The sequence below is a fragment of the Micromonospora sp. NPDC050200 genome (assembly GCF_040656135.1).
Classification (GTDB): Bacteria; Actinomycetota; Actinomycetes; order Mycobacteriales; family Micromonosporaceae; genus Micromonospora.
On the sequence record NZ_JBFALG010000035.1, the window covers coordinates 30,864 to 48,715 of the forward strand.

13 protein-coding genes are annotated in these 17,852 nt (G+C 72.1%); 7 read left to right on the top strand and 6 right to left on the bottom strand.

Going from position 1 to position 17,852, the window contains the following annotated elements; all coding sequences use genetic code 11:
* Positions 1-3 precede the first annotated feature (3 nt).
* Together AB0I41_RS22290 and AB0I41_RS22295 are read left to right on the top strand one after the other, a co-directional pair.
* On the top strand, positions 4-2,172 hold the full coding sequence (locus AB0I41_RS22290; protein ID WP_357110628.1) for a hypothetical protein: 2,169 nt from the start codon (positions 4-6) through the stop codon (positions 2,170-2,172).
* A gap of 283 nt (positions 2,173-2,455) precedes the next feature.
* Entirely contained in the window at positions 2,456-2,617 is a 162-nt protein-coding gene (locus AB0I41_RS22295; protein ID WP_357110631.1) for a hypothetical protein, read from the top strand.
* A gap of 96 nt (positions 2,618-2,713) precedes the next feature.
* On the opposite strand, the gene AB0I41_RS22300 is transcribed toward AB0I41_RS22295, so the two are convergent.
* Genes AB0I41_RS22300 through AB0I41_RS22310 form a run of 3 tightly spaced genes read right to left on the bottom strand, consistent with a single transcriptional unit; the run spans position 2,714 to position 6,281 of the window.
* Positions 2,714-4,810 (bottom strand): xanthine dehydrogenase family protein molybdopterin-binding subunit, encoded by a 2,097-nt coding sequence (locus tag AB0I41_RS22300; RefSeq protein ID WP_357110634.1) that lies wholly within the window; start codon positions 4,808-4,810, stop codon positions 2,714-2,716.
* Positions 4,807-5,799 carry a xanthine dehydrogenase family protein subunit M gene (locus AB0I41_RS22305; RefSeq protein ID WP_357110637.1) on the bottom strand — a complete coding sequence of 331 codons (993 nt, stop codon included), beginning with the start codon at positions 5,797-5,799 and terminating at the stop codon, positions 4,807-4,809. The genes AB0I41_RS22300 and AB0I41_RS22305 overlap by 4 nt, the downstream gene beginning before the upstream one ends.
* Entirely contained in the window at positions 5,796-6,281 is a 486-nt protein-coding gene (locus tag AB0I41_RS22310; protein ID WP_357110705.1) for a 2Fe-2S iron-sulfur cluster-binding protein, read from the bottom strand. Before AB0I41_RS22310 ends, AB0I41_RS22305 begins: the two co-directional genes overlap by 4 nt.
* Positions 6,282-6,426: 145 nt before the next feature.
* Between AB0I41_RS22310 and AB0I41_RS22315 the strand changes: the two genes are divergently transcribed.
* On the top strand, positions 6,427-7,545 hold the full coding sequence (locus AB0I41_RS22315) for an XdhC family protein (protein ID WP_357110640.1): 1,119 nt from the start codon (positions 6,427-6,429) through the stop codon (positions 7,543-7,545).
* Entirely contained in the window at positions 7,545-8,132 is a 588-nt protein-coding gene (locus tag AB0I41_RS22320) for a nucleotidyltransferase family protein (protein WP_357110643.1), read from the top strand. Before AB0I41_RS22315 ends, AB0I41_RS22320 begins: the two co-directional genes overlap by 1 nt.
* On the opposite strand, the gene AB0I41_RS22325 is transcribed toward AB0I41_RS22320, so the two are convergent.
* Positions 8,123-8,653 carry a L,D-transpeptidase family protein gene (locus AB0I41_RS22325; protein WP_357110645.1) on the bottom strand — a complete coding sequence of 177 codons (531 nt, stop codon included), beginning with the start codon at positions 8,651-8,653 and terminating at the stop codon, positions 8,123-8,125. The genes AB0I41_RS22320 and AB0I41_RS22325 overlap by 10 nt on opposite strands.
* A gap of 422 nt (positions 8,654-9,075) precedes the next feature.
* Between AB0I41_RS22325 and AB0I41_RS22330 the strand changes: the two genes are divergently transcribed.
* Positions 9,076-11,118, top strand: a complete 2,043-nt coding sequence (locus AB0I41_RS22330; RefSeq protein ID WP_357110647.1) for a peptidoglycan recognition family protein — start codon at positions 9,076-9,078, stop codon at positions 11,116-11,118.
* Positions 11,119-11,187: 69 nt separating this feature from the next.
* Here the strand turns inward: AB0I41_RS22330 and AB0I41_RS22335 are convergent, their stop codons facing one another.
* Both AB0I41_RS22335 and AB0I41_RS22340 read right to left on the bottom strand, forming a co-directional pair.
* Entirely contained in the window at positions 11,188-12,939 is a 1,752-nt protein-coding gene (locus AB0I41_RS22335; protein WP_357110650.1) for an ABC transporter permease subunit, read from the bottom strand.
* Complete coding sequence (locus AB0I41_RS22340; RefSeq protein WP_357110653.1) at positions 12,936-14,429, bottom strand: ABC transporter substrate-binding protein; 1,494 nt, start codon at positions 14,427-14,429, stop codon at positions 12,936-12,938. Before AB0I41_RS22340 ends, AB0I41_RS22335 begins: the two co-directional genes overlap by 4 nt.
* A 172-nt stretch (positions 14,430-14,601) precedes the next feature.
* Between AB0I41_RS22340 and AB0I41_RS22345 the strand changes: the two genes are divergently transcribed.
* On the top strand, positions 14,602-15,570 hold the full coding sequence (locus AB0I41_RS22345; RefSeq protein WP_357110656.1) for an esterase-like activity of phytase family protein: 969 nt from the start codon (positions 14,602-14,604) through the stop codon (positions 15,568-15,570).
* Between the two features lie 446 nt (positions 15,571-16,016).
* On the top strand, positions 16,017-17,411 hold the full coding sequence (locus AB0I41_RS22350) for a hypothetical protein (RefSeq protein WP_357110659.1): 1,395 nt from the start codon (positions 16,017-16,019) through the stop codon (positions 17,409-17,411).
* The last annotated feature ends 441 nt before the right edge of the window (positions 17,412-17,852 follow it).

The following is a 17,852-nucleotide window of genomic DNA, read 5'->3' on the forward strand; positions in this document are numbered from 1 at the left end:
CCGGTGCTGCGCGGCGTGATGGTGAAGGTGGACGGGAACACCGCCAGATCCGATGCCAAGGGACGGATCGAGCTCCCCGTGCGCAACTTCATCGACCTGGAAAGGCGCCTCGTCGTCCCGGAGACCCAGATCAGCGGCGATCGCAAGGTGATCTTCGACCGCTTCCGCGGCGATGTCGACAGTGGCGTGCACGGCAAGGTCGTCGAACTGGGCCTGCGTACCACCAGGCTGGTCTCCTGGAGCTTCCTCGACCGCTTCGGCGCCACGGTCCCCGCAGACCGGGTCGCCTCCATGCGGCTGCGCAGCAACACCGGTGAGATCGTCGAGCTGGACGGCCCCGAACTGGCTCAGCCGCGCTGGGTCGCGGAGAGCCGCACCCAGCAGGGCCCGCAGGGGCTGGCCTCCAAGCAGCTCTATTACGTGGTCGACACCGTCATGGTGGACGGCACCTCGGTCGTCAACCGGGCGGGGCAGAAGTTCGTGCCGTGGGAGCAGCAGGCGTGGGTGGTGCAGCTGCTGTTCTTCCGGGTCTCGTTCACAGCCACCGACATGTTCTTCACCCAGCAGGTCGGTGACGGCATCCAGCTCACCCGCGCCGACGGCGCCGTCCAGCGACTGCCGTTCGGCCCGGACGGGACGGCGATGGTGCCCGACCTGCCGAGGGGGACGTACACGGTGACCGTCATGGGCGGCGGGGTGTCGCTCGGACGTCCCGTCAGTATCAGCAAGGACCAGACCGTGACGCTCACCGTGATCAGTGTCGTCGACCTGACTCTCGTGGCAGTCGCGGTACTGGGCGTGGCGGTGGGCCTGGTGCTGCTCGGCCGGCCCCATCTGCTCGTACGGCTGCACCGGGGTGGTCGAGCCGTGCTCGGCCGGGTCGGTGGGCGGCAGCGCCGCGGGCCGCGGCAACGAAAGCGGTTCACGGCAGCGCGGGCGGAAACCCCGTGCGACAACGAGGCCGCGCCTTCCGGCGACGACCGGACCCCGGTGTCGGCCGGTGGTGCGCTCACCCTGGTGATGCTGCTGCTCGCCGCACTCGTGGTGACGCTGCTGCCGGCCCGGACCGCCTACGCCGACGTCGGACCCCGAGATGGCAGCCCGCATCCCTTGGCGGCTCCCGTGCCGGTTCTCGCCTATTACTACATCTGGTTCAACCCGACGTCCTGGAACCGGGCGAAAATCGACTACCCGATGATCGGGCGTTACTCGAGCGATGACGTCGAGGTCATGCGACGGCACGTGCGGATGGCGAAGACCGCCGGCATCAACGGGTTCCTGGTGTCGTGGAAACATACGCCCCAACTCGACGAGCGGTTGACGAAGCTGGTCGAAGTGGCGAGGGAGGAAGACTTCCGCCTGGGCATCGTGTACCAGGGGCTCGATTTCTCCCGCACCCCACTGGCGTTCGACACCGTTCGCGCGGACCTGTCGATCTTCGCCGCACGCTACGCCAACGAGCCAGTTTTCGACATCTTCGGCAAACCGTTGGTGGTCTGGACTGGAAGCGATCGCTTCACCGCCGGACAGATCCAGGGCACGGTCGAGCACGTGCGCAACAGACTGCTGATCCTCGGCAACGCCAAGAACGTCGAGGATGTGGAGTCGAGCCAGGGCGTCCTCGACGGTCAGGCCTACTACTGGTCCTCGGTCGACCCGGCGAACGGTGCGAGCGGGCCGAAGTTGGCGGAGATGTCCCGTGCCGTACACCTGCGCGGTGGACTGTGGATCGCGCCCGTGACGCCGGGCTTCGACGCACGCCTCGTGGGCGGAAAGCGTGAAGTGCCCAGACGCGACGGAGCGACCCTGCGCGCTTCTTTCGCGGCCGCCAGGCTCTCCCAGCCCGACGGCATCGGAGTGATCAGCTGGAACGAGTTCAGCGAGAACACCCACATCGAGCCGAGCGAGCGCTTCGGCGCGGTCGATATCAACGTGTTGGCCGACATGCTCGGTGTGGGCGTTGACGTCGAGGTGCCCACGGACAGCAGCGACCCGGGCGATCGACGCCACTGGGGGCTGACGGCCTGGGGCGCGCTTCTGTTCGCCGGGGCCGCGGTGGTCCTGTTGCCGCTCGGGGTCGCCTTCCGCCGGCGTCGGTTCCCGGCGACCGGTGCTCGCCGCGGTCGGCTATCCGGATCCGACACGGAGGACCCGTCAGCCGATCTCCGATGAGTGAGCCTTCGCCCGGCACCGGGCAGGACTGCCGTGACGCTCATATTTCCGTCAAGTGGGTCGGTCCAGACGTTTGCCGGCGGGTTTGCGGTGGGGGTGGTCGATCTCCGGTCGGCGTGGACGTCGACGGTGTCGTTGGTGAGACAGCTGAGGCCGACGCTGATGAATGACCGCTGTCTCGTCGGGTACGCGGGCTGCGATACGCGAAGGATCAAGCTGGGAGACGCCCCGCGCCTGTGCCCACGCCGGGCCACCCGAACCCGTTGTCGGGTGCGGAATCGCCATGGCTGATCTGACCTACCCAAAAGGGAGGCTTGCGATGAAGGACAGAATCCTGAAGGGGTTGAAGAGGAAGGCGAGCTCGATCGTGGTGCGCCGCAGGCGCAAGGATTCCGTGATCAACAAGCCGACCGGCGCCAGAAGGCCCGGCAGGGTTTTCCAATGAGAGCGCGACCCGCCGGGGGCTGAATGCCGCCCTGCGGGCATGGCGACGACGCCCCGCCGACGCTCGACCGGGGCGTCGGGCGCGGCCGGGTACGGCTCACCGGCTGAGCAGCTTCTCCAACCGGATCGGCAGGTCCCGTACCCGGACGCCCGTCGCGTGGTGCACGGCGTTGGCGATGGCGGCGGCGCTGCCGACGATGCCGATCTCGCCGAGTCCCTTCACTCCGGCCGGGTTGAGTTCGGCGTCCTCCTCGGCCACCCAGTACGCCTCGATCCGCTCGACGTCCGCGCAGCCGGTGATGTGATAGGTCGCCAGGTCGTGGTTCACCCAGTCGCCGTACCGCTCGTCGAGCACGCCCTCCTCGTGCAGCGCCATCGACAGCCCCATCGTCATGCCGCCGATCAGCTGACTGCGGGCGGTGGTCGGGTTCACGATCCGACCGGCGGCGAAGACCCCGAGCATGCGGCCCACCCGTACCTCTCCGGTGTCGGCGTCCACCCGGACCTCGGCGAAGTGCGCGCCGTAGGCGTATCGGGCGAGCGGTCGTTGCGCCCGGACCTCGTCGGCGGTGCTCACCTCGGCGGTCAGCCCGTCCGGGGGCACCGTCGTGCCGGGGGCGTCGCGGAGCCGCTCGCGCAGGGTCTCGCAGGCCCGGGTCACCGCCCAGCTCCACGAGGCGGTGCCCATCGAGCCGCCGGCGACGGGGGCCGCCGGCAGGTCGGTGTCGCCGACCCGGATCCGGACCCGTTCCGGCGGCACCGCCAGTGCGTCGGCGGCCACCTGCCAGAGCGCGGTACGGGCGCCGGTGCCGATGTCGGTGGCGTTGATCCGGACCTCGAAGCTGCCGTCCGGCACGGCGGTCGCCGCGGCGGCCGCGGCCCGGGCCCGCGCCGGGTAGCTGGCGCCGGCCATTCCGGTGCCGATCAGCCATCGCCCGTCGCGTCGGGCCCGCGGCGTCGGGTCGCGTCCGGCCCAGCCGAACCGGCGTGCGCCCTCCCGCAGGCAGGCGACCAGGTTTCGGCTGCTGAACGGTTGCCCGCTGTCAGGATCGACGGCCGGGTCGTTACGGATGCGCAGCTCGACCGGGTCGATGCCGCACGCGCTCGCCAGCTCGTCCATCGCGGACTCCAGCGCGTACGCGCCGGGGCACTCGCCCGGTGCCCGCATCCAGAACGGCGTGGGCACGTCCAGCCGGACCAGCCGGTGGGTGGTGCGCCGGTGTGGCGCGACGTACATGCTGCGGGTGTAGACGGCGGTCTGTTCGGCGAACTCGGTCAGCGTCGAGGTCTGGCTGATCGCGTCGTGGCAGACTGCGGCGATCCGGCCCTCGTCGTCGGCGCCGAGCCGGACCCGCTGGATGGTGGGCGTGCGGTAGCCGATCGGGCCGAACAGTTGCTGCCGGGTCAGGGCGAGCCGGACCGGCCGGTCCACCTGTCGGGCCGCCAGCGCGGCGAGCACCACGGCGGCTTTCGGGTATCCCTTGCTGCCGAATCCGCCGCCGACGTGTTCGGTCACCACCCGGACCGCGTCCCGCGGCAGTCCGAAGAGCTGGGCGAGGGTCGCCTGCACCGGCGAGGAGCCCTGGTTGGAGTCCTGGACCAGCAGGCGGCCGTCCTGCCATCGGGCAGTGGTGGCGTGCGGTTCCATGGGGTTGTTGTGGTACGCCGGGGTGCGGTAGGTGGCGTCCAGCTGGACCTCGGCGGCGGCGTATCCGGCGTCGAAGTCACCGCTGGCGGTGTCCGTCGGGTAGCTCGGATTGACCTTGTCCGGCCGGTACAGCCCGGGGTGGTGCTGGGAGAGCACGGTGCTGTGCGCCACGGTGTCGTAGTCGATCAGGACCAGCCGGGCCCCCTCCCGCGCGGCCTCGATGCTGTCCGCGACCACGACCGCGACGAACTGGCCGCGGTAGTGCACGGTCGGCTCCTGCAGCAGGAACAGCTCCGGGTCCACGTCGGGGGTGAGCCGGGGTGCGTTGCCGTGGTGCAGCACGTCGAGCACCCCGGGGACCGCCAGCGCGGGGGCGGGGTCGATCCGGCTGATCCGGCCGCGGGTCGCGGCGGCGGGCACCACCCATCCGTAGGTCACCGCCTCCGCCGGGTACTCGACCGCGTAGCGGGCGGCGCCGGTCACCTTGTCCCGGCCCTCCAACCGTGGGTGTTCGCGGCCCACCGCGCCGGTTCCGATGGCGTTCATCGGCCCACCGCGGCGGCCAGGTCGGTGAGGGCGCGGACCGTGAGGTTGCGGATCAGCGGGATCTTGAACGCGTTGTGGCGCAGCGGTCGGGCTGCGGCGAGTTCCACGTCCGCGGCGTGCGCGGCCAGTTCGGCGGTGAACCGGCGGCCGCGCAGCGCTCCCTCCGCGCGGTACGCCCGCCAGGGCCGGTGCGCGACCGCCCCGTACGCCAGCCGGACGTCGCGGACGGTGTCTCCTTCCAGGTCCAGTGCCGCGGCCACCGAGCCGACCGCGAACGCGAACGACGCCCGGTCCCGGACCTTCAGGTACGTCGACCGGGTCGCGAACGGCAGCGGTGGTACCCGGACGGCGGTGATCAGCGCCCCCGGGGCGAGGGTGGTCTCCCGCTCGGGATGCGCGCCGGGGGAGCGGTGCAGTTCGATGAGCGGGACGTCGCGGTGGCCGTCCGGCTCGTACGCCTCGACGACCGCGTCCAGCGCGACCAGGGCGACCGCCAGGTCGGACGGGTGGGTGGCCACGCACGCCTCGGACCAGTCGAGGATCGCCAGGTCCCGGTTCTGCCCGTGCCGGGCGGCGCACCCGGTGCCCGGCTCCCGCTTGTTGCACGCCCGGCCGGTGTCCTGGAAGTAGACGCAGCGGGTGCGTTGCAGCAGGTTGCCCGCGGTGGTGGCCATGTTGCGCAGCTGTCCGGAGGCCCCGGCGAGCAGTGCGCGGCTGAGCAGCGGATGGTGCTGCCGGACCAGCGGGTGGGCGGCGAGGTCGCTGTTGCGGACGGTGGCGCCGATGCGCAGTCCGCCGTCCGGCAGCGGGTCCACCGTGTCCAACGCCAGCCGGTTGACGTCCACCAGCAGGTCCGGCCGCTGTACGCCGAGCTTCATCAGGTCCACCAGGTTGGTCCCGCCGGCCAGGTACGCCGCGTTCGGGGCCGCCTCGACCAGGGCGACCGCCTCGGCGACGCCGGCCGGACGGTGGTAGCGGAACGGTCTCATGCCGACGTCGCCGCCTCGCGCACCGCGGTGACGATGTTGGGGTAGGCCGCGCAGCGGCAGAGGTTGCCGCTCATCCGTTCCCGGATCTCGGCGTCGGTCAGCTCCACCGGTCCGGTCAGGTCCCCGGTGACCGCGCTGGGCCAGCCGGCCGCGACCTCGTCGAGCACGGCCCGGGCGGAGCAGAGCTGCCCCGGGGTGCAGTATCCGCACTGGAACGCGTCGTGCGCGATGAACGCCGCCTGGAGTGGGGAGAGGTCCCCGTTGCCGGCCAGCCCCTCCACGGTCACCACGTCCCGGCCGTCCAGGGTCACCGCCAGGAGCAGGCAGCTCTTCACCCGACGGCTGTCGAGCAGCACCGTGCAGGAACCGCACTGGCCGTGGTCGCAGCCCTTCTTGGACCCGGTCAGCCCCAGCCGTTCCCGCAGCGCGTCCAGCAGGGTGGTGCGGTTGTCGAGCGTCACCTCGTGGATGGTGCCGTTGATGGTGAGGGTGACTGGGGACGAGCACCCGCCGTCGGTCGAGTCTGCGTCCGCGCGCCCGTTCTGCACCGGATCATCGTACCGACAACCGTAGGATAAGCCAGCAAATCGGGGCAGATACGCCCTCGGTGGAGGGGGTGACCGGCGTATGCGTGATCTGCTCGCCTCGCTCTGCGACTGGCACCGGCGTGGCATCCCGTTCGGGCTGGCGACCGTGGTGTCCAGCACCGCCGGCCTGCCGGCGCCGGGTGACCTGATGGCCGTCGACCCGGCCGGGGAGGTGCGTGGCGGCATCCCGGCCGGCTGCGTCGAGTCGGCGGTGCTCGACGCGGCGGCGGAGGTGCTGCGCACCGGCCGCCCCCGGCTGGCCCGCTACGCCGTGGGCGCGGACGGTCCGTGGCCGTCCCGGCCCGGCTGCGACGGGACACTGTCGGTGCTGGTGCGGCGGGTGGCTCCGGGTGACGCGGCGGGTCGGGTGCTGTGCGCCCTTGCCGGCGGCGGCCCGGTCGCCGTGGCCACGGTCACCGGCGGGCCGGCGCCGTTCGCCGCCCAGTTGGTGATCCGGCCCGACCGTCTCGACGGCACGCTGGGTGACCCCGTGCTGGACCACTGGGCGGGGGAGGCCGGGGAGGCCGCCGACCTGTTCGGTGCGGGCGGGACGGTCCTGTTGCGGCGGGCCGGGCGCCCGCCGGTACGGGTGCTGCTCCAGGTCGTCCCGGCGGCGCCGGGGATGCTGCTCGTCGGCGGCACGGCGGTGGCCGCGGCGCTCAGTCGGATCGGCGTGGACCTCGGCTACCGGGTCACGGTCTGCGATCCGCGTCCGGCCTTCGTCAGCGCCGGACGTTTCCCGTACGCCCACGAGGTCCACCGCGCCTGGCCACACCGATGGCTCCCCACCGTCCCGGTCGACACCAGCACGGTGCTCTGCCTGCTCGGCCACGACCCCCGCCACGAACTCGCCCTGCTGCGCGCGGCGCTGGACACCCCGGCCGGCTACATCGGCGTGCTGGGCAGCCGCGCCGCCCACGCCGCGCGGGTCGAGCGGCTGCGCGGGGAGGGGGTGCCCGAGGCGCAGCTGAACCGGCTGGCCGCCCCGGCCGGGCTGGACCTCAACGGTCGTACCCCCGCCGAGATCGCGCTGGCCATCGCGGCGGAGCTGGTGGCCGTCCGGCGTGGGGGCAGCGGGCGGCCGCTGGCCGGGCTGACCGGGCCGATCCGCCGGACCGGGCTGCCCGGCCCGCCGAGGCGGGCGGCGGGAAGGCGATGATGGTCGCCGGGCTGGTGCTCGCGGCGGGAGCCGGTAGCCGGCTCGGGCGGCCCAAGGCGCTGGTCGAGGTCGACGGGGAGCCGCTGGTGCGGCGGGCGGTCCGGCTGCTGCGGGCCGGGGGGTGCGCGCCGGTGCACGTCGTGGTCGGCGCGGGTGCCGAGGAGCTGCCGGCGTTGCCCGGGGCGGTGCCGGTGCTGAACCGAGGCTGGCGTGCGGGGCTGGGGGCCTCGCTGCGCTGCGGTCTGGCGTCGCTGCCCGCGTACGTCTGCGCGGTGGTGGTGGTGCTCGTGGACCAGCCGTCGCTCGACCCGGCGGCGGTCCGCCGGGTCCGGGCGGCGTACGCGGCCGGAGCGTCGGTGGCGGTGGCCAGCTACGCCGGGCGGGCCGGTCACCCGGTGCTGCTGGCCCGGGTGACCTGGCCGGCGGTCGCCCGCTACGCGGTGGGCGACCGGGGCGCCCGGGACTTCCTGCGCGCCCGCGCCGACCTGGTCGTCCCGGTACCGTGCGACGGTGCCGGGTCGCCTGCCGACGTGGACACCCCGGCCGACCTGGCGGCGCTCTCGCCCGCCCGACCGGGTCAGCGGTAGATGTGCACCGGCGTCCCGACGCCGATGATCGACCACAATCGGTTCATGGCCGGTACGGTGATCCGGACGCAGCCGTGACTGGCGGGGTAGGTCGGGACGGACTTGGCGCCGTGCACCGCGTAGCCGTAGTAGAAGTAGTTCGGCCGCCACAGCAGGCCGAGTGAGCTCTGCCGCCAGCCATCGATACGGCGCTGGATCTTGTAGTTGCCGGTCGGCGTCGGGGTGCTGGCCTTGCCGCTGGAGGCATCCAGGATGCGCACCACGGACCCCTGACGCGCCAGGAACACGACCTGCTTGGTCAGGTTCGCCTCAACGGAGTACCCCGAGTGCGTGTACTTCGGCTTTGGGATCACCGGTCGGGCGAGGGCTGCCCAGGTCTGTCGGCCCACGATCCCGTCCCGGGCCAGGTTGTTCACCTTCTGGAAGGCGACGACCCCGTGGTACGTCGAGGACCCGAAGATCCCGTCGATGGTGCCCACGTCGTAGTGCAGCGCGGCGAGCCGGCGCTGAAGGTTGGTCACCGCCGTGCCACGCGAACCCTGCCGCAGAACAGGCTGAGTGGTTGTCGCGGCGAAGGCGGCAGCGACAGGGGTCGTCCTGACCTCTGTGGTCGTGCCGACGCCAGCCGACACCGAACCGGCGGGGATCATCAGGCTGCCGGTGGCCACGAGGATCGTCACCCCGAGAGCGGTGGGGGAACGGCCGTGGCGCTGGCGAGTGGTGCGTCTTGAGAAGGAAATCATTGTCCCTCCTTTCCGAACTGGAAGGATTTGACGGTAGTCCGTGAAGGCACGGGACCGCTGCCCCGTACGTCCTCGAACCCGGACCAACGAGCCTCTGAAGGAATTTTTCATGCATGGTGATTAGCAAGAAGGCTATTGACATCAGCCGTTGTCCGGGGTGAGGGTGTGCGTGCAGTGACCCCCTCCCACCTGGAGGTTCCATGCACCTCACCGCCGTGCCGCGCGGACGCGTCCTGCTGGCCGCTGCCGCTGCGGCAGCCACCGCCATGCTCACCACCGGACCGGTCGCCGCCGACCCGCTCCCCGCGGGGACCAGCACATCCGTCGACCGGCAGCAGCAGTACGCCGCAGCCGCCGCCGAGTACGGCGTGCCGGAGAGCGTCCTGCTCGCCGTGTCGTACCTGGAGTCCCGTTGGGACACCCATCCCGGGCAGCCGAGCACCAGCGGCGGCTACGGGCCGATGCACCTGACCGACGCCGCGCAGCTCGCGTCGACCCCCGCCGGCGCCCACGTCGACGAGGGCGAGGATCCCCGGGGCGACGACTCCCGTCCGCTGACCGTCGACCTCGGGGTGCGGGCCGAGTCGAGCGGGGACAGCCTGCCGCAGGCGTCCCTGCAGACGCTCGACGCGGCGGCCGCGCTCACCGGTGTACCCGAGGAGACGCTGCGCACCGACGCCGCCGCCAACATCCGCGGTGGGGCGGCGCTGCTGGCGTCGTACCAGAAGGACCTTGGCGCGCCGGACGGCGCGGGCAGCGACCCGGCGGCCTGGTACGGCGCGGTGGCCCGGTACTCCGGCGCGGACACCGAGGACGCGGCGGCGGCCTTCGCCGACGAGGTGTACGACCAGCTCGGCCAGGGCGCCAGCCGGACCACCGACGACGGCCAGCGGGTGACCCTCGCCGCCGCCGCGGTGACGCCGGACGAGTCCGGGCTGCACCGGCTCGGCCTGCGCCGCGCCGAGCGGCCGGACGGCCTGGAGTGCCCGGTCCGCCTCGCCTGCGAATGGGTCCCCGCGCCGTACGGGGAGTACACGATCCCCAAGACGAACATCGTGGACTACGGCAACCACGACATCGGCAACCGGCCGGCCCAGCAGAAGATCGAATACATCATCATCCACGACACCGAGGGCTACTTCGGCCCGAGCGTGCGGCTGGTCCAGGACGTGACCTACCTGGGCTGGCACTACACGCTGCGGTCGGTGGACGGCTACGTTGCCCAGCACATCAAGGCCAAGGACGTCGGCTGGCAGGCCGGCAACTGGTACGTCAACGCCAAGTCCATCGGCATCGAGCACGAGGGCTTCGCCGGCCACGGCACCTGGTACACCGAGGCGATGTACCGGACCTCGGCCAAGCTGGTCCGGCACCTGGCGCTGCGGTTCCAGATCCCGCTGGACCGGCAGCACATCCTCGGCCACGACAACGTCCCCGGCATCACCGCCGAGAAGGTGGCCGACATGCACTGGGACCCGGGCCCGTACTGGGACTGGTCGCACTACTTCGACCTGATGAAGGCCCCGTTCCACTCGACCGGCACCCCGCACACCGGCCTGGTCACCATCGACCCGGACCACGCCACCAACCAGCCGGCCTTCTACGGCTGCAACCAGCAGCCGCCGGGCGTGCCGAAGCCGCCCCCGCCCGCCGTGCCCTGCCCGCTGCGCGGCTCGTCCTCGGTCATCCTGCGCACCGCGCCCAGCCCGGACGCCCCGTTGGTCAACGACCGTGGCCTGCGGCCGAACGGCACGCCGAACACCATGTACATCAAGGATCACGGCGCCCGTGCCTCGGCCGGCCAGACGTACGCCCTCGCGGACGTCCAGGGCGACTGGACCGCGATCTGGTACCTCGGCCAGAAGGCCTGGTTCTACAACCCGTCCTCGGCGCCCACGGCGAAGTGGGCGCAGGGCTCCGTGGTGACCCCCAAGCCGGGCAAGACGAGCATCCCGGTGTACGGGCGGGCCTACCCCGAGCAGGCGGCCTACCCGTCCACCATCCCGTACCAGGGCATCTCGCCCCTGCAGTACACCTTCCCGGCGGGCCAGCGGTATGCGCTCGGCGGGGTCCTGCCGGGCGAGTACTACCGCGCCGTCTCCTTCGACGGCTCGGCGCCGGATGACCGGACGGTGGTCCGGGGCGAGAACCGGTACGTGCAGATCCAGTTCGGCCACCGGGTGATGTACGCGAACCTGGACGACGTCCTCGTCCTGCCCGCCGCGGCGGGCGCGCCACAGTAGCCACCCCCCGGCACGTCGAACCCCCCGGCCCACCGCCCGGGGGGTTCGACGTCACGCGAACGCCCGGCATCACGGCACCGGGCGCCGCCGGCGGATCCCGCTCGTACCGAGCGCCACCGACGTGGTGATGGCGAACGCGCCGAGCAGCGCGAGCGCCCCGGCGGGCGCGAGCGCAGCCCAGGGGGCGCGCTCGACGTACGGCATGGCCTCGCTCAGCACGAGTCCCCACTCCGGGTCGGGTGGCTGGGCGCCGAGCCCGACGAAGCCGAGTGAGGCGACCGCCAGCGCGACCCCGGGTAGCCGCAGGACAGCGTGGCGGGCGACCACTGGCAGCACGCCGGGGAGCACCTGGGTGCGCAGGACGCGCGCCTGACTCGCCCCGAGCATCCGGCTGGCCTGCACGTACCCGGAGGCGAGTTCCTCCCCGACGAGCGCGGCGGTGTGGGCGGCCAGGGGCGCCCAGGCGGTCGCCGCGACGGCGACCGCCGCGCCGGCGGTGCTCGGCCCGAGCATCGCGGCGATCAGCAGCCCGGCGATCACCGGCGGCACGGTGTTCGCCACCTCGACGGCGCCGGTGGAGAGCCGGGGGAGCAGTCCCGCGGCGACCCCGATGACGAGCGCGATCGCGCTGACCGCGGCGGCGGTGCCGAAGGTGTCCGCTGCGCCGTGGCCCAGTCGCGCGAGTACGTCACGCCCGAGCGCGTCGCGGCCGAGTGGGGCCTCGGGCGTCGGCGCGGCCAGCCGGAGACCCAGGTCCACGGTCGTCGGATCGCGGGTCAGCCCGCACAAAATCACCGTGAGGAGCAGGCCCCCCAGCATCGCCGGCAGGAGCCAGGCGTGGCGACCTGCGGGGCGGTCCGGGGGAGGTGGTGGCTGGAGTGCGGCCGCGGCGAGCACCGGCCCCAATGCCAGCCGCCGCGCGGCGGCGGCGAGCCAACCGGCGGTGACGGCGACGGCGAGCAGCATCAGCACGGCGCCCTGCACCAGCGGCAGGTCCTGCGCGGTGGCGGCGCCGAGCGCGACGCGGCCCAGTCCGGGGACCGCGAACAGCACCTCCACCGTGACGGCCCCACCCGTCAGACCCACGATCACGAGGGCCACCTGTGGAAGCAGCGGTGGCAGGCAGCGGCGCAGCACCCCGTGCGCGAGGGTCGGCCACGGCAGGCCGCCGGCCCGCCAGGTACGTACCCATGCCTCCCGGTACGCCCCGGGCAGCGCGTCGTCGGCGAGGCGACCGAGGAGGCCACCGGCGGGGATGCCGAGCGCGAGAGCGGGCAGCACCACGTGGGCGGGTCCTGACCAGCCGAACGGCGGCGCCCAACGCAGCCAGACCGCCCCGGCGAGCAGCAGCAGCGTGCCGAGCAGAAACTCCGGTACGGCCGCCAGCGCCGCACCGGTCCCGCCGGCGCGCGGTCGCGTGCGGCCCCGGACGAGGCCGCGGGCGGCGAGCAGGGCGCCGACCGTGACCGCCACGGTGAACGCGGCGCCCATGAGCGTCAGCGACACTCCCAGCGCCCGCCACACCGTCGGCGCGACCGGATGGCCGGACACCCACGACGTGCCGAGGTCGCCCCGGGCGAGGCCGGCAAGCCACCGGCCGAACAGCGCCAGGGGGCCGTCGTCGAGGCGCAGCCGCTCCCGGACCGCGGCGAGCGCCGCGGTGTCGGGTTCCCGTTCGCCGTACTGGGCCCGCAGGATGCTGCGCGCCGGGTCCCGGCCGGACCACCACGGGAGCAGGCCGACCAGCGCCACCAGCGCGGACGCCGCCGCGAGCCGGAACAGGGCGGTGAGTGCGCGGTCGCGGGTGCGGTCCGTCCTCATCCCGCGACGCGGGTGTCCAGCCCGACCAGGAGCCGCTCCCGAGAGTCGAAAACCGCGTCGACGACGCCGGGCCGGTTGCCCTGGATCACGCGCTCGTGCAGGAGCGGCACCGCGGCGTCGGTCTCCAGGACGGCCCTCTCGGCGGCGAGGACCAGGGTGCGTCTGGCCGTGAGATCGCCCTCCGCCGCGGCGGAGGCGACGGCCCCGTCCACCGCCGGGTCGCAGAGTTGGGCGATGTTGAACCCGCCGTCGCAGGTGAAATCGCTGGTGAGGTACGCGACCGGGTCACCGGAGTCGAGCAGGGTCGCCCGGGAGAGGATGAACGCGTCGAACCGGCCGGCGAGGGCGTCGGCCTCGATGTGGGCGTACTCGCGTACCACCTGCTCGACCTCGAAGCCGGCGGCCCGCAGGTGCTGGGCCAGGGTCGTGGCGACCTCGGGCAGTTCGGGGCGGTCGCTGAAGGTCGCCAGCACGACCCTCCGGCCAGCGGCTCGGCCGGCCGGTCGCTCGGTGCGCGCGGGCCGGTCCGCCGCCCATGGCACCGCCGGCCCGAGCAGCCCGACCGCAGTGTCGGCGCGGGTCTCGTACACCCCGTTGACCAGCGCGTCGCGGCGTACGGCGGCCCGGGCGGCGGCGCGCACGGCCGGGTCGGCGAACGGCCCCCGCCGGGTGTTGAGGTACAGCGTGTTCGTGCGTGGCATCGCCACCTCGCGGTAGGTGCCGGGGGCGAGCAGCGTGGCCTGCGCGGCCGGCACCGCCTCCACGATGTCCGCGGCGCCGGTACGCAGCGCGGCCGTCCTGGCGGTGCCGTCCGGGACGAACGACACGTCGATGCCTGGCGCGGCGGCCCGGCCGCCCCAGTAGCCGGTGAACCGATCCAACGTCGCACCCTGGGTGCCGTCGAGGCGGGTCAGCGTGAACGGCCCGCTGCCGGCGCCGACCGGGTCGACTCCGGTGCCGGTGTACGCCCTGGCCGCCAGGATGGACAGCTGCGGGCTGGACAGGCGTTGCGGCAGCAGCGGATCCGGCTTCGCGGTGTGCACCAGGAGCGTGGACGGGCCTTCGGGTCGCGCCGTCAACTCGACCCCGTCCAGGATGCGGGGCTGCGGGCGCGCCGCCGTCGCCCGCGTGATCGAGTCGGCCGCGCGCGTGGCGTCCAACACCGTACCGTCGTGGAAGCGCACGCCCTCGCGGAGCACGAACCGCCAGGTCCGGTCGTCCTGGAGGGACCAGGACACCGCCAGGGCCGGCTGCGGTGCGCCGCCGGCGTCGAGCGTGGTGAGGGACTCGGCGATGCCCAGCCGGGAGAGCTTGAACGCGTCGTCGCTCAGCGGGGACAGCGCGGCGCGCGGGGGCAGCAGCATCACCACCCGCAGGCGTGTCCTGTCACTGTCGGCCCGGCGGGAGTCGCTGAAGCAGCCGGCGGAGGTGAGCGCGGCGAGCATGGAGACGATCAACCCGGTACGCCGGATCGCAAGCGGTGCCACCATGGAACCTTTCTGGGGATGGGGTAGTCGACCGCAGCATAGGTGATATCGGTTTTCATATTCACATCGTGACGATTGCATGAAAGCCGCAGGCCGGTGTCACGATCCCATGTCCTAAGTGGTCAGTGCTCAGTAGTTCGGGGGGCGCGTAACTCCGCCCTTCGCCGACCAACCCGTGCAAGGGTTCAGCGGCATCCTGCGCAACTCTGACGGAACCTTCGACGCGTTGTCGGACAACGGTTACGGCAACAAAGCCAACAGCGCCGACTTCGTGTTGCGCATCCACCGCATCGCGCCCGACTTCGGCACCGGTCAGGTCGACGTGCTCGGCGGGATCAACCTCACCGACCCGAACGGCTTCGTGCCGTTCCCGCTGACCCGCGCCGACCGGGTGCTGACCGGTTCGGACTTCGACATCGAATCGATCGTACGGGTGGCCGACGGGTCCTACTGGATCGGCGACGAGTTCGGCCCGTACCTGCTGCACGCCGACCGCGCCGGCCGGCTGCTGCGGGCGCCGATCCCACTGCCGGGCGTACGCGCTCCGGAGAACCCCGCCGGGTCGCCCAACCTCGGCCGCAGCAAGGGCTTCGAGGGGATGGCCCTGCAGCCGGACGGTCGGATGCTGTTTCCGCTGCTGGAGGGGACAGTGGCTGGAGACCCGGCCGGCACGCTGCGTCTCTACGAGTTCGACCTGGCCGCCGGCGCCTACACCGGCCAGCGGTGGAGCTACCAGCTCGACGCGGCCAACCACGCGATCGGCGACGCGATCAGTGTCGACGGCGATCGCCTGCTCATCATCGAGCGGGACGGCGCACAGGGCGACGCGGCCCAGGTGAAGAAGATCTACCTGGTCGACAAGCGCGACCGCGACCGCGACGGCGTGCTGGACAAGGCGCTGGTCGCCGACCTCCTCGACCTCGCCAACCCGCGTCGACTGGGCGGCTTCGGCACCACGTTTCGGTTCCCGTTCGAGACCATCGAAGACGTCGTCATCCTCGACGACCGCACTCTCGGGGTACTCAACGACAACAACTTTCCGTTCTCGTCGGGGCGCGCTGCCGGCCGGCCCGACAACAACGAATTCATCACCATCCGCCTGAGCAACCCGCTGCACGCCGACGAGAGGGTGCTCCGGCGCTAGCGGCAAGCTCGACGTCGAAGGGTTGGATGGCAGTGCTGCCCGACCCTTCGACGTTTCCAACCCTGTCGTTTCTGCGTCGGCCGCGCGCAGGCTGTACGACCGTCGAGCGCCAGCACCGCAGCGGCATACGGCGACCCGGTACCCATGATGCGGCACCATTCGGTCGAAACAGCCCAAGGCAATCGAAGAGGATCGGGCAAGGGCTACCCACTCTTTTGGCGAGATTACGGCATTCGGCTATCCAGGCTGATTCGATTGTCATTCGGGACGCGATGACTGCGGGAGGAACACGGAGACTCGGGATGGGTGGCAGAACTGCAGCTCATTGCGGCGGCGCACTCGCGTTGTTCATTCGCTCGCCAATACTGACAACCCATCCCTTTACCTTGTCGTCGTAGCGTCGCCGGCGCGTCCGCGGTCGCGGGCACTCCGTAGGAGGAAGCACGATGCAGATCTTTTCAAAGCGCCGGCTGTCGGTCGTCGCCCTCGCCGGGGCGGCTGCCGTGGCCGTCGGGGGAGCCGCCTCGGCGGCTCCCGGCACCGCAGCCGGCCCGAGCAGCAGCGACGTCCCGTATCTCGTTCGCCACACGCCGGGCGTCACGCTGACGTCTCTGCTCACCACGGGCGACTCGGTCGGCGGCTACCGCATGGCCGGCATCCCCGACGGTCTCGGTGCCTATGACAACGGTGATGGCACCTTCACCGTCCTGATGAACCACGAACTGGCGAACACCGCGGGCGTCACCCGGGCGCACGGCGGCAAGGGCGCCTTCATCTCCAAGTGGGTGATCGACAAGAAGACCCTGCGGGTTCTCTCGGGCAGCGACCTGATCCGCAAGGTCTTCCTGTCCAGCAACGGGCAGTACGTCGACACGCCGGGTGCCCTGTTCAACCGGCTCTGCTCGGCCGACCTCGCCGATCGGACCGCGTACTTCAACCCCACCAGCGGCAAGGGCTACGACGGTCGGATCTTCACCAACGGCGAGGAGTCGACCGGTGGCCGGGCCTTCGGTCACGTCGTCGAGACCGGCGAGTCCTACGAGCTGCCCGCCTTCGGCACCGCGAGCTGGGAGAACGTCGTCGCCAGCCCGGCCAGCGGCGACAAGACCGTGGTGATCGGCACCAGCGACGGCGGCGCCGGCACGGTCACGGTCTACGTCGGTGACAAGAAGACCGCCGGGAACCCGGTGGAGAAGGCCGGCCTCACCGGCGGCCAGAGCTACACGATCTCTGTGCCGGGCATGGCGGCGGAGGACAGCACCACGGCGTGGACCAAGGGCTCGGTGCCCTTCACGCTGTCGTCCACCGGCGGCACCGGGTTCGACCGGCCGGAGGATGGCGCCTGGGATCCGAACAACCCCAACGACTTCTACTTCGTCACCACGGCCAGCATGAGCAAGCACAGCCGGCTGTGGCGGCTGAGCTTCAACGACGTGACCGACCCGACCAAGGGCGGAACGGTCACGGCGGTGCTGGAGGGCCCGGCGGACCAGGCCAGCGGCCCGAAGATGATGGACAACATCACCATCAACGACCGCGGCCAGGTACTCATGCAGGAGGACCCGGGCAACCAGGTGTACCTGGCGGGCATCTACCAGTACGACATCGCCTCGGGCGCGGTGCGCCGGATCGCCGACCACGACCCGCAGCGCTTCCTGGCCGGCGGCGAGTACTTCGACACCAACGACGAGGAGTCGTCGGGCATCATCCCGGCGCCGTTCCTCGGCGCCGACAAGTACCTGCTGGATGCGCAGAACCACACGAAGGTCTCGGACCCGGAGCTGGTCGAGAAGGGCCAGCTTCTCGTCCTGACCGTGCCCCCGGGCCAGCCGGTGCGGTAGTCACGGCGCAGGGGACCCGGGCGTAGGACGGGGGCGGCGAGCCGCTCGTGTCATCGCCCGGGTCCTCGGTGTGAAGTTCTACCTGATCACGTGCGGTGCCAACGAGGTCCGGGCGCGGAGCGTGGCCAGATCGCCGTGGTCGTCTCCAGTTCCATCGCGCTCGGCCTGTTGTTCGCTGGCCGGAGTGGTGCCCTGGTCAGTCAGGCCGGTGCCACTGCCACGCTGTTCGCCACGCTGGCCGGGAACCACCGCAACCCCGAGTTGCCCCGCATCGTCGACGCCGCCGTGGCGCGTCGATCGGCTTCCTTGGCCGTGGCATTGCTCCTGCCCTCGACCCATTGCGGGCCGTCGACCGCGCTGCCAAGCCGGTCATTGCTGCGCGCTGGTGCCGGTACGGGCCAACCCAGCGACACGTGGCGGGCCGGCGGGCCGCACTGGCCC